The sequence below is a fragment of the Kitasatospora sp. NPDC057518 genome (genome assembly GCF_042802075.1).
Taxonomy (GTDB): Bacteria; Actinomycetota; Actinomycetes; order Streptomycetales; family Streptomycetaceae; genus Kitasatospora.
Map to the genome: position 1 here is coordinate 1 of NZ_JBHVEU010000265.1, position 12,339 is coordinate 12,339.

Annotated in this window: 10 protein-coding genes; 7 read left to right on the forward strand and 3 right to left on the reverse strand. The window is 70.5% G+C overall.

The window, feature by feature from the left end:
- Positions 1 to 210: 210 nt before the first annotated feature.
- Entirely contained in the window at positions 211 to 1,158 is a 948-nt protein-coding gene (locus ACFU7Z_RS25070) for a D-alanine--D-alanine ligase (protein ID WP_380779784.1), read from the reverse strand.
- 131 nt (positions 1,159 to 1,289) lie between these two features.
- Between ACFU7Z_RS25070 and murF the strand changes: the two genes are divergently transcribed.
- Complete coding sequence (gene murF, locus ACFU7Z_RS25075) at positions 1,290 to 2,687, forward strand: UDP-N-acetylmuramoyl-tripeptide--D-alanyl-D-alanine ligase (RefSeq protein ID WP_049653214.1); 1,398 nt, start codon at positions 1,290 to 1,292, stop codon at positions 2,685 to 2,687.
- Here murF and murC read toward each other — a convergent pair whose 3' ends face one another.
- Positions 2,688 to 4,115, reverse strand: a complete 1,428-nt coding sequence (murC, locus tag ACFU7Z_RS25080) for a UDP-N-acetylmuramate--L-alanine ligase (RefSeq protein WP_074005329.1) — start codon at positions 4,113 to 4,115, stop codon at positions 2,688 to 2,690.
- 363 nt (positions 4,116 to 4,478) lie between these two features.
- Here murC and ACFU7Z_RS25085 point away from each other — a divergent pair, with 363 nt between their 5' ends.
- The 5 genes from ACFU7Z_RS25085 (at position 4,479) to ACFU7Z_RS25105 (ending at position 9,744) form a co-directional block, all read left to right on the forward strand.
- Positions 4,479 to 5,450 carry a helix-turn-helix domain-containing protein gene (locus ACFU7Z_RS25085; protein ID WP_380779787.1) on the forward strand — a complete coding sequence of 324 codons (972 nt, stop codon included), beginning with the start codon at positions 4,479 to 4,481 and terminating at the stop codon, positions 5,448 to 5,450.
- Positions 5,447 to 6,010: a peptide deformylase gene (locus tag ACFU7Z_RS25090; protein ID WP_074005331.1), complete on the forward strand. Its 564-nt coding sequence runs from the start codon at positions 5,447 to 5,449 to the stop codon at positions 6,008 to 6,010. The genes ACFU7Z_RS25085 and ACFU7Z_RS25090 overlap by 4 nt, the downstream gene beginning before the upstream one ends.
- 424 nt (positions 6,011 to 6,434) lie before the next feature.
- Complete coding sequence (locus ACFU7Z_RS25095) at positions 6,435 to 6,869, forward strand: hypothetical protein (protein ID WP_049653206.1); 435 nt, start codon at positions 6,435 to 6,437, stop codon at positions 6,867 to 6,869.
- A gap of 2 nt (positions 6,870 to 6,871) precedes the next feature.
- Positions 6,872 to 8,926, forward strand: coding sequence for a hypothetical protein (locus tag ACFU7Z_RS25100; protein ID WP_074005332.1), 2,055 nt, complete (start codon positions 6,872 to 6,874; stop codon positions 8,924 to 8,926).
- On the forward strand, positions 8,923 to 9,744 hold the full coding sequence (locus ACFU7Z_RS25105) for a hypothetical protein (RefSeq protein WP_049653200.1): 822 nt from the start codon (positions 8,923 to 8,925) through the stop codon (positions 9,742 to 9,744). Before ACFU7Z_RS25100 ends, ACFU7Z_RS25105 begins: the two co-directional genes overlap by 4 nt.
- A 345-nt stretch (positions 9,745 to 10,089) precedes the next feature.
- On the opposite strand, the gene ACFU7Z_RS25110 is transcribed toward ACFU7Z_RS25105, so the two are convergent.
- Positions 10,090 to 10,536 (reverse strand): hypothetical protein, encoded by a 447-nt coding sequence (locus ACFU7Z_RS25110; protein ID WP_049653198.1) that lies wholly within the window; start codon positions 10,534 to 10,536, stop codon positions 10,090 to 10,092.
- Between the two features lie 371 nt (positions 10,537 to 10,907).
- Between ACFU7Z_RS25110 and ACFU7Z_RS25115 the strand changes: the two genes are divergently transcribed.
- Positions 10,908 to 12,296, forward strand: coding sequence for an alpha/beta hydrolase (locus ACFU7Z_RS25115; RefSeq protein WP_380779791.1), 1,389 nt, complete (start codon positions 10,908 to 10,910; stop codon positions 12,294 to 12,296).
- Positions 12,297 to 12,339 lie beyond the last annotated feature (43 nt).

The window sequence follows — 12,339 nt, forward strand, 5'->3', positions numbered from 1 at the left end:
GCCGCCCCACCCGCATCCACACACTCTGCACCCAACACGGCATCGCAACAACGGCCTGAGCCTGACCTAGATCGAATACTTCGCCAGCAGAGTCGTGAGGTCGACTTCCTGTGCGGGAGTCAGGGGCGGTGTGGTGTGGGCGGTGTGGGTGCGGGCATGGCGAAGCGGCCGCGTGGATGTCGGCTGCCGACAGCGGCAGGTCGGCGGTGTTCACGGTCGGTACCCGTTCGCCCGGGCAGCGGCGAGCATGGTCTGGATCAGGGTGTCGTAGCTGATCCCGGCGGCTGCGGCCATGGTGGCGAGGTTGCCGTGGGTGGAGAGTCCGGGGAGCGTGTTGATCTCCAGCCAGTGGACCTCGCCGTCGGGGGTGACGAGGAAGTCCGAGCGCGAGTGGCCCGAGCAGTGCAGCACCTGGTGGGCGCGGACGGCCGCGCGGGAGATGGTGGCGAGGGCGGCGTCCGGGAGTTGGGCGGGGCAGCGGTAGCGGTGGCCGGCGGGGTCGCGCTTGGCCTTGTGGTCGTAGAACTCGGCGGTGGTGGGGACGGTCTCCAGCGGCGGGAGCACGACCAGGGCGCCGTCCTTCTCCAGGACGCCGCAGGTTACGGCGCTGCCTTCCTTGAACGGTTCGACGAACCACTCGCCGCCGCGGGTGTCGTGGGTGAGCGTGGCGGTGAGCGAGTTGAGGTCCCTGAAGACGCGCATGCCGATCGATCCGCCCTCCGAGGTGGGCTTGAGGATGACCGGCAGGCCCAGCTCCTCCACGCACGCCCGGGCGGTTTCCTCGGGGTCGTCGTGGCCCCGGAACGGGATGTGCGGCAGCACGGTGACGCCGCCGGCGAGGACGAGGGTCTTGGCGGTGGGCTTGTGCATCGCCATCGCGCTGGCCAGGACCCCGGAGCCCGTGTAGGGGACGCCGAGGCTGTCCAGGAGGCCCTGGAGCTTGCCGTCCTCGGCCCATTGGCCGGCGAGGGCGAGGAACGCGACGTCGGCTTCGCGGACGCGGTCGGCGAAGTCCTCGTCGGTGGGGTCGAGGACGAAGTGCGGCAGGCCCTGGCGGGCCAGGGACTCACGTACGGCCTCGCCGGAGATCAGCGAGCGGTCGCGTTCGCCGGAGCGGCCGCCGGTGACGAGAGCGATACGACGTTCAGCTGCAGACATGCTCATCTTCCTTTTGTCGCAGTCTGGTTCGGAATGCGCCGGATGACGGGAGGGGCGTCGGGGAGCCGCTAGCGTCGAGGGCAGGCCGCCCCGGGACGAGCGGGCGGGTGCGTCGACGGATCGGAGCCACCATGGTCCCCATGACCCTGCAAGAGATCGCCGAGGCTGTCGGGGGCGCTCCGCACGACGCCCCCGATCCGGGTGCCGTGGTGGACCGGCCCGGGGTGATCGACTCGCGGCTGGTGGAGCCGGGGGCGCTGTTCATCGCGCTGCCGGGCGAGCACACGGACGGGCACCGGTTCGCCGAGGCCGCCGTCCGCGCCGGGGCGACGGCGGTGCTGGCGGCCCGGCCGGTCGGGGTGCCGGCGATCGTGGTGCCGGACGTCCAGGACGCGATGGGCGCGCTGGCCCGCGCGGTGCTGGACCGGCTGAAGGCGCCGACGGTGATCGGGCTGACCGGCTCGGCCGGGAAGACCAGCACCAAGGACCTGCTGGCCCAGGTGCTGGAGACCATGGACACCACCGTGGCCACGCCGCTGTCGTTCAACGGCGAGATCGGCCTGCCGCTGACCGTCTTCCGGGCGGACGAGAGCACCCGCCTGCTGGTGCTGGAGATGGGCTCGCGCGGCGCCGGGCACATCAAGTACCTGACGGGGATCGTCCCGCCGAAGGTCGGCCTGGTGCTGAACGTCGGGACCGCGCACGTGGGCGAGTTCGGCGGCGGGAAGGAGTCGATCGCCGTCGCGAAGGGCGAACTCGTCGAGGCCTTGCCCGTCGACGGCTTGGCGGTGCTGAACGCCGACGACCCGTACGTCATGTCGATGGCGCCGCGTACGGTCGCGCCGGTCCTGACGTTCGGGGCGCGGGCCGGGGACGTGCGGGCCGTCGACATCGAGCTGGACGGAGCGGGCCGGCCCTCGTTCACCCTCACGTACAGGGGCGAGAGCGCCCCGGTGAAGCTGGGGCTGTACGGCGCCCACCACGTGTCCAACGCGACGGCCGCCGCCGCGGTGGCGATCGGGCTGGGTGCGAGCGTGCGGCAGGCGGCGGAGGCGCTGACCGGTGCCCGGCAGCTGACGCCGGGCCGGATGGACGTCACCGAGCGGCCGGACGGCGTGACGGTGATCAACGACGCGTTCAACGCGAACCCCGAATCGATGGCCGTGGCCTTGTCCGCGCTCACCGCCATGGCCGGCGGCGGACGCAGGACGGTGGCGGTGCTGGGCGAGATGCGGGAGTTGGGCGAGGAGTCCGACGCCCACCACGCGGAGCTGGGCCGCATGGTGGCCCGGAACGGTGTCACGGACCTGATCGCGGTCGGCGGCGCGGAGGCCGCCCTGGTTCACGCGAGCGCGGTCGACGGCGGAGTGACGGCGACGCTGGTCCCGGACCGCGACGCCGCCCTCGACCTGCTGCTGACCTACCTCAAGCCCGGAGACGTGGTGCTGGTGAAGGGCTCCCACAGCGTCGGGCTTGAGGACGCCGCGATGCGGCTCGCCAAACCCGACGCCATGGGACTCACCGGCTGACTACGCGGCCCGGACCGTCGCCGGGGCCTCGGCCAGCCGCAGCAGGACCGCCCTGCCGACGCGGCCGGCGGTCCCGGTGCCCATCGTCACCACCAGGTCGCCGGGCCCGGCCAGCTCGGCGACCACATCCGCCGCATCGCGCCCGTCACCCGCGGTGTGGGCCCGGCCGCCGCAGGCGACGACCTGCGCGGCCATCGGCGCGGTGCTGACCCCGGTGAGCGGGGACTCGACCGAAGCGTGCACGTCCAGGAGGACGACCTCGTCGGCCGCCGCGAGCCGACGCCCCATCTCCTCGCCGAGGGCGGCGGTACGGGTCCAGCCGGTGGGCTCGAACACCGCGATCACCCGGCCCTCGGTGAGCATCCGGGCGGTGGCCAGGTCGGCGGTGATCTCACTCGGGTGGTGGGCGTAGGAGTCCAGCACCGTCACCCCGGCGTGGGTGCCGGTGGTGGTGAGCCTGCGCTTGATGCCCTGGAAGGCGTTGATGCCGGCCACCAGGTCGGCGGGTTCGGTGCCGAGCACCCGGCCGGTAGCGAACGCGGCGGCGGCGTTCAGCGCGTTGTGCCGCCCGGGGACGGCCACGGTGAACTCGTGCCACGACCCGTCCGTGTCCTGCACGGTGACGTGGCTGGCGGCCCCGTCCCACAGCACGCGCAGCACCCGCACGTCGGCGTCCTTGGCCTCGCCGACCGTGACCACGCGCGGGCCGGGCGCCGCCTGCAGGCGCTCGATCAGCAGCCGGGCGCCCGGGTCGTCGGAGGAGACGACCAGGATGGAGCTGTTGCGGGCCAGTCGCTCGAAGACGTCCAGGACGTCGTTCAGGTCGACGTACTGCTCGGGGTGGTCGTCGTCCACGTTCAGGACGACGGCGACCTGCGGGTGGTAGCGGCCGGCGGTGCGGTCGCTCTCGTCCGCCTCGGCGACCAGGAGGCCGCCGAAGCCCTGGTGGGCGTTGGGGTGGTCGACCGGGGTGCCGCCGATGGCGTACGAGGGGTCGAGGTGGGCCAGGGCGGCGCTGAGGATGCCGGTGGTCATGGTCTTGCCGTGGGTGCCTGCCACGGCGACGGACTGCTCGGCGGCGGCGATCACGCGGGCCAGCACGTCCGAGCGGTGCACCACCGGGATGCCGGAGCGGCGGGCAGCGGCGACCTCGGGGTTGCCCGGGGTCACCGCGCTGGACCACACGAGGACGGTGGCGTCGGCGGGGAGGTTGCCGGCGGTGTGGCCGATGGCGACCGAGGCACCGGCGTCCTCCAGCTCGCGCAGGGCGGTGGTGTCGTCGGTGTCGGAGCCGGACACCCGGCTACCGCTTTCCAGCAGGAGGCGGGCGAGGGCCGACATGCCGGCGCCGCCGACGCCCACGAAGTGCGGGCGGGTCAAGTCGATGGGGCCGTCGTGGACGGGGACGATCACGTTCCTGGTTTCCATGCTGTGCGCTCCAGTTCGGAGTCCAGCCCGTGAAGGGCGATGAGTGGAAGGGCGCTGCGCGCAGGTGCCGCCGTCCCGCGCCGAGTCGGCCGCCGGGTGAGCACCGAGTCGGGCCGAATCGAAGTCGTCGTGCACGATGACGCCGAGGACCGCGCCGGCCGGATCGCGATGCTGACCTCGGTGGCGGGACGGGGCTCGTACACGGCCAACCCCTCTCGGCAGAACGGAAGGTGGGCGGTTGGTACTGGTCAGGCGCTTGAAGTGCGGGCCCGATGGGGCAATGACAACCGGAGGCAGGACCGTGACGGGATGGTGAGCTAAGGTCACTCACGGTTCATTCATCACTCACTGGGGGCGGAGCGGATGGAACCGACGGCCAGCCACGACGCGGTCGACCAGGCCATGGAGGCGTTCGCCGCCGAAGTCGCCCACTGGCGCGAGGTGCGCGGCCTCTCCAAACGCGCGCTGGCCGGGAAGATGGGCTTCGACCCCTCGTACGTCAGCCACGTGGAGTCCGGCCGCCACAAGCCGACCGAGGAGTTCGCCCGCCTCGCCGACGAGACCCTCAATGCCGGGAAAGCCGTTTGGCGGCGCTGGCTCGACTACGACGCAGCCCGCTCCCGAAGCCGCACCCCGACCGCCCCGCCGACACCTCGCCGAGCCGATCAGCCCTACGCCTCCGGGGCCGCGATCGTGGTCGAACATGACGAGGCCGCACTCCAATTCGACGGCTCCACCTACCGGTTGACCATGCGCCGCCGCCTACGGAACACGGGCGCCGAGCCCATCACCCGCTACCTCATCCGCATCGCCGTCGACCGCTACCCCGGCGAACCCGAGCGCTCCAACGCCCACTACCGTGAGCACCCACTGACCTGGGACGAACTGGCGCTCAGCGCCTCGTGCCAGGGCGAGGACATGCGGTGGCAGGCCAAGCACGACCGCGACGCCTTCAAGGAGGTCTGGCTCCTGTTCGACAACGAGCACGGCCGCTTCCCGCTCTACCCGGGCGACGCGACCTGGATCGAGTACGCCTACAGCGTCGGCGCCGACAAGTGGGGCCACTGGTTCCAGCGCGCCGTCCGCCTGCCCACCGAACACCTCGCCGTCCGCCTCGACTTCCCCAGCGCCCTCGACCCGGTCGTGTGGGGCACCGAGACCTCCATGACCGCCGAGGCCGTTCCCCTGCGCACCGCCGTCAGCCGCCATGACGACGGCGAGCGCCAGCACTTCGCCTGGGCCACAGACGACCCACCGCTGCACGCCCGCTTCCGCCTCGAATGGCGCTTCCGCGCCACCGCCGACAACCAGCAACAGACCAAGGAGACCAGGTGATCGAGGTGCGGCCAAGCCAGCAGATGCAGTCCCTCGGCGTGATCCAGCAAGGCACCCCCATCCTCAACCACCCCGCCCAGCCCTTCGACCTACCGGCCGAACGCACCGCCGCCCAGGACGTCATCGACGAACTGTTCACCGCCGTCGACCGCATCGGCCGCGTCCACTCCTTCGCCAAGGGCATGGGGCTCGCCGCCCCACAGATCGGCATCCCCCGCGCCGCCGCCCTCGTCCTTCCCCCGACCGCCGACGCCGACCCGATCATCCTGCTCAACCCCAAGGTCACCGCCGTCTCCGACGAGACCGACGAACAGTACGAGGGCTGCCTCAGCTTCTTCGACGTCCGCGGCATGGTCCCCCGCCCGCTGCGCATGGACGTCGCCGCCGCCACCCTCGACGGTGCCATCACCACAGCCACCTACGAGTTCGGCCTCGCCCGCCTCATCGCCCACGAGATCGACCACCTCGACGGCCTCCTCTACACCGACCGCATGCGCCCCGATGTCCACCCGATTCCGGTCGAGGAGTACCGGGGAACCGGCTCAACCTGGGCCTACTGACCAATGCCGCTGCAGCGCCCCGGGCTGCGTCACGGCCTGCCGGTCGGAAGAGTGGCAGCGTACCCCTTCGAGCCGGGGGCGAGGAGGCGCCTGTGTCTCGGGGCCTGTCGGAGCCTTGGTATAGCTGGTTCGGTGGAGCTCTCCAGTCTGACGGCGAATTCACGCCAGCCTGAGCTCGCCGTTCGGTCGTGGTTGGGGACGCGCTAGTCGAACAGCATCCGCCTGGCGCCCATCGAAGACTGTGTGAGTGTCGGGAAGTGTGCCGTGTGCAGGATTCGAACGAGTGCGGGCCGCCCACTCGGCACGCTGGAGCCTCCAAGGACGGGATCCAGTCGATGTGCACGTTCCGCTTGTGTGATGTCACGCTCCGTTCGCATTCTTTCGGGATGTGGCCCATCGTCTCGGGCCGGATGAGAGGTGAGCGATGAGTGCTGCCGAGATCGACATGATGGACCTGGCGACGCGTGCGTCCGAGGCGCTGGCTGCGGAGGTGGCTCGATCCGGGTGGGGCTTGGTCCGGGAAAAGATCGCCCGTTTCCTGCGACGTGATGAACCAGCGGTGGTGGAGCGGCAGTTGGCAGAACTGGACGTCGCCGGCGAGAGATGCGGCCCGAACGGTGACGGGGACCCGGAGGCGCTGAGGGCGCAGTGCTTCTGGCAACTTGGAATGTATCTGCAGCGTAACCCCGACGCGGTTGAAGAGCTGGAGCAACTGCTTACTGACCTGGGAGTTGGGGGCAGGGCTGCGGGCGCGGTGATGAACGCGAACGGGAACACCAACAGCGTGGTCATTCAGGCTGGTGGCAACGTGAGTACGGGGAAGGGCTCCATCACCGCTTCCACGCGGCCCAGGAGGTAACAGTGGAGCGGCTGATGGAGGAGCCCGGCCTTGAGTCCTTCGGGGGCCAACGAGCTGATGGCAATCACCGGTCGGTGGTCGTCCAGGCCCAGGCTGCCGACGGGGCCAACGCGGTCGCCGTGGTCAACATCCATGAGAAGGAACTGCTGCCCGTCCACTCCGTCGAGCCATCGGTGATCTCGGTGGTGCGGCAGGCATGGGTCAGGATCGATCGCGATGGTGAAGAGGTCCTCGCCGCAGAAGCCGTCCGTGACGTGCTCCTTCGTGGAGGCGGGCTGGCAGTTGTGGCCGGCGACGAAGGCACTGGCCGTTATGCCACCGCTGTCCGGGCCCTGACCATGATGGACAAGCCTCGTCGGAGCGAGGGCAGGCCCTCGCTGGAGCTTTGGCAGATCACGCCGGACTGGGACCCGCCGGACAGCAGCCTGCTCCCGATCGGGGAGAACTGCGGATATCTCTTGAACGTCTCCGCCGAGATCGCCGACTGGTCGAAGGAGATGCCGTCGAAGCTGAGCGGCCACGGCCGTCGGCTCGCGGAGATCGGATCCTGCCTGATCGTGATCGCCGGCCGCGACGGCTGGCCCACCATGGGACATGAAGCGGCCGCCGTAGTCCAGGCTCGACCGCCCGCACCCCGACACCTGGTCAGCTCGCACCTCAGCTTGTTTCACCGTCGTACGGAACTCGTCGAGCGGCTGCAGTCCGGATACGAGCCCAAGGAGAACCAGCAGGACCTTGCCCAGCTGGTGACTGACGGCATGCACCCGGCAGATGCCGCCGAACTCGCCCGGCTGCTCGCAGGCGCAGCCGACAGCGAGCAGGAGCTCGCAGCGGCAGTCGAACGGTTCACCGGATGGCGCGACTACGTCACCGGGTTCTTCGGGCGGACCGTCGAACGACCGGAGGACCGCGCCCTGCTCCTGGCAGCGGTGCTCTTGGAAGGGGCCAGCCCCTCCCAAGTGCACCAAGCCGCCCGAGATCTACTCGGAGAGAAAGTCGACGACAGCGTGCGCAACGCCCTGTCGGGTCTGGATTTGGGAAGCCGTCTGCGTGACGCAGGAGCAAAGGTCAGCGACAATAAGGTGACCTTCACCCACCGGCCCGGCTACGGCTATGCGGTGCTCAGGCACATCTGGACCGAACTTGCCGACGCACAGAGCCACATCAGAAAGTGGATCGCGCGGATCACGGCCAAGGGAGAGATCGGGGCTGACCGGCTCGACACCATTGCCGAGCTGCTGGCGAAACTGGCAGCCGAGCACAATGACAGCACTGTCCTGCCCAGCCCGGCCACCCGGAGTGCTCCAGCGGCGCTCAGCCGTGGCGACGCCGCTGCCCGGATGCTCTCCTCCGCAGCGCAGCATCCGGTTCTCGGTGCGACGGTGCGCAAGCAACTGCGGGAAAACTGGGCGCAGAGCAAAGACCAAGAGGTCGCCAGAGTCGCCGCCCTGGTGTGCCAGGGCACGTTCGCCGCGAGATTTCCCGGTCAAGCTCTGGTACGCCTCCGGCACATCCTCGCTCGGGACGCTGACGATCAGGCCAACGGCGAGGCGGGAAGGGCGCTGCGCGCGTTGGTGAGCGAGCACGGCAAGCTGGCCTTGACCTGGGCAGCCGTCAATGACTGGATCGGACCACCGGACAGCAGCACACCCGGCAGGGCCAGCAGGTCACGCGCTGGCCGACGGGCCTTCCTCGCCCTGGCAGACCTGACCGCCGATCCGTACCCGACGGAGCTCCTGCTTGCCGCAGCGCGCCACGACGAGTCCGTCACTGACAAGATCGTCGCAGGATGGAATGACACCCTGCCAGACAAGGCCCTCGCTCATACCTGTGAGAGCACCCTCGCGGCCTGGGCCGAGGCCAGTATCGACGGCTCTCTGCCGGGCGAGCAGGTTCTCGACCTCGTGGAGCGGATTGTCAGCGGTCGCATCGGACTCGATCCGGTTGCGGCCATCGTCGTTGGCCGTGAGATCGATGCCGAGACGAAGGCCATGCGTGAGTTCCGCCGGCGGTTGATCAGCCGGCGCTTCCCGGCCGCCCGGCCGGAGCCATCGTGAGCCAGCCCGGCGCGACCCGTGCGCAGCGGCGGGCACTGCGGCGTGAGGTGACCGCGTTCCCTGCCGTCCTGCCCACCTGCTACCCGGACATCGCCTTCACTGCGGAGATCACTGCCACCGCGTACCCCGACCACCTGCCGGGATACGACAGACCGGCCCTCGCACGGCTCATCCGCACTTCGCTTCGTAGAGCGGCAGTGGATGCCGCCGCTCAGCTGGATCCGGCCGACCTGCCAGGTGCGAGGGATGCCCTGGCCGACCATCTGGCAGGTCCGCGTCCGTTGGCCGGATACCCGGATCACGTCCTGAGGGCCGAGGCCACCGTGGTTCTGGACCGCGCCGCCACCGAAGCTACTGCTGCAGTGATGCGCGCCCGCCAGAATCAGGGAGTGGAGGACGCCGTCTTCCTCCAGGCGGCCAGAGCTCGCGCCCTCGCGCTTGCCGACCCGGCGATCCTGGCCGCAGCTCTGACCATGCCCGACACGGGAACGTGGGCGGATCATCTCAAAGACTTCAAGTTGACCGATGAGGATTCCAGGACCCACTTCACCAAGGCTCTGGCCGGTCTGTCGCAGTTGCTCGCGACCGCCCGCAAACCGTCCACTGATCCGACCGATCTCCAAGTTCTGGAGATCTTGCGCACGTTCTTCTCCCGTTTCGACCAGCTGCATCAGCGGAGGCTGCTCGTCACCTTCACGTCCGACTACATGAGGACTGCCGGCCACGGCGACCTTGCGACCGAGCTTGAAGAGGCCCTCGACATCCACGACGGTGCCGAGTCGGCGGAGGAGGCCGACCGGCCGGAGCCGGCGAGATGAGAACCACCCTCCTGCGCTGGTTGCTCGCCCCACGGACTAGCTGGTGCGCCTGGCGCCTCACCCGGGCGGCCTCCGAGCAGATCGATTTCGATACCGCCTGGCGAGCTGCCCGGGTGCGATTGCACCGTGACGAGCTTGAGTTCCGAGCTCACGGGCACCGGTCGCCCGGGAAACCAGGAGGCCCAGTCGAGCGGTCGGCGACGCCACACAGCCTCGACTGACGGTTCCCGTCGACCCCGTGCGCGTGGCCTCGGAGCAACTGTTCATAGACGAGGCCGTGGAACTCGCTCATGAGCGGCGTTGCCGACTCATGCCGGCTCCTGGCCTGCCAGTGGGCGGCACGGATCAGGCGTGGTCGGCCGCGGAGTATGCGGCCCGGAACTCCTGGGTGGTCACGAAGGCCGAACCGCGTACCGCATGCGGCCGGCCGGTGGCGACGAGCTGCCAGGCCGCCTCGGCGGCGGCTCGCTGCTTGTCCAGCCGGTGCCGTTCGACGACGGTTGTGAACTCCTCGGGTATCTGTCGCTCATCGACGACACCAGCCAGCGCCATGTCGCCCGTGGGGCCCATGCCGTAGGTCTGCAGCTTTGACCAGCCAAGTTCGCGCGCTGCCTTGCGCATTGCCGATCGGATGAGGGGGACGCCGCCGAGTTCCTCGGCCTCCTGGGCGGTCAGGCGCAGCTCGTACGACCCGCCGTAGCCGCCGGCATCTGCCGGGCACGTGCGGCGCAGGAGGGGGATCAGGACAGCGACCAGCTTCTGGTGCAGCGGGTCATTCGTATAGGAAGCCATGTCGGGAGCGTAGCCGCGGCCTCTGACACGGCGAGTCTCGTCGGCGGTGGGTCGCGCTCGCCGGACGGAAGTCATACACGGCCGATAATGTCATGATTTGTAATAATTTAAGAAAAGATCTTCCCAGGTGCAGGCGTGGGTGGTGGTGAGGGGGAGGGAGAGGGGGAGGACGGGCATCCGGGGGTCATGCCGGTCCGTTGACCAGTTGACAGGTGTGGCGTCAGGGCTGATCGGCAACAGGGGGCCGTCCGGGGACTTCCGGCTCGCTCTCCGGGCGAATCCCGCCCGGGTGCTCGCCATCGAAGTCCCCCGGGGCGCAGGCTGCTTCCGTGACCGCGTCGCACGGGCGCGGTGCGAGCGGAAGGACTCACATGACGAGCACGCGCGGCCGCATCGCCGCTCTGCTGGGCGCCGTCGCGGTGGTCGCCGGCACCACCCTGGCCACCCCCGCCACCCCCGCAGCCGCCACGGACAGGCCGGGCGGCGGGATCACCGGGCAGGCGCCCTGCCCGGACGCGCCCGAGTTCACCTGCGGGACCCTCACCGTCCCGCTGGACCACAGCGGCGCCGTCCCCGGCACCCTCGACCTCCAGGTGGCCGTCGGCGGCAACACCAAGGCCCCCAAGGGCGACCTGCTGTTCCTCTCCGGCGGCCCCGGCCAGGCCAGCGTCCCGACGGTGCGGCAGATGGCGGGCAAGCTGGAGCCCGTCCTCAAGGACTACCGCCTGGTGATGTACGACCAGCGCGGCACCGGCCGGGGCGCACTCCAGTGCCCGGGCCTCCAGGAGGACATGGGCTCCTCCGACCTCGCCGTGCCGCGCAAGCAGTCGATCGCCGACTGCGCCGCCGCCCTCGGCCCGAACGCCCGCTTCTACAGCACCGCCGACACCGTCGCCGACATCGACCTGCTGCGCCGCGCCCTCGGCGCCCGGCGCTTCACCCTGGACGGCGTCTCGTACGGCACCATCGTCGCCGAGCGGTACGCGCTCGCCCACCCGTCCCGGGTGGCCCGCCTGGTGCTCGACTCGGTGGCGCCGCCAGGGGGTTTCGACCCCCTCGACCTGGCGGCGATGCCCGCGACCGCCCGGGTGCTGCGGGCCGCCTGCCAGGCCACCGGCTGCACCACCGACCCGGCCGCCGACCTCGCCGCCACCGTCCGCCGCTACGGCAACGGGGTGCAGGTCCTGAGCGCGCTCACCGGCTACGAGTTCATCGACCCGGACTTCGGCGGGGTCCCGGAGGCGCTGCACGAGGCCGCCGCCGGGCAGCCCGCCAAGCTCCAGGACCTCTTCGACCTCGTCCACCAGGTGGTCGACGCCGCCCCGGCGGAGGACCTCAGCCAGGGCCTGCACTCCGCCACCGTCTGCGCGGACGCGCGCTTCCCGTGGGGCAGCACCGACACCCCCGTCGAGGGCCGGGCGGCGGCGCTGGAGCGCACCCGGCAGCGGCTGACCGCCGAGCAGACCTGGCCGTACGACCCCGCGACGGCGACCGGACTCGGCAGCCTCCTGGTCTGCCTGGACTGGCCGCGCGAGCCGGTGCCGCCGATCCCGTCGGCCCACCGCAAGCTGCCGGACGTGCCGGTGCTGCTGCTCGGCGGCGACCGCGACATCGCGACGCCGTACGAACTGCTCTACGAGCAGGCGAAGTTGGCGCACGACCCGCAGATCGTGATCGTCCCCGGGGCGGCGCACTCGGTGCAGAACCGGGCGGCGAACCCGGCCGGGCGGCAGGCGGTGTACGACTTCCTGCTGAAGTAGCCGAAGCAGCGGGGGAACGGAAAGCCCGGGGCCCGGACCGCAG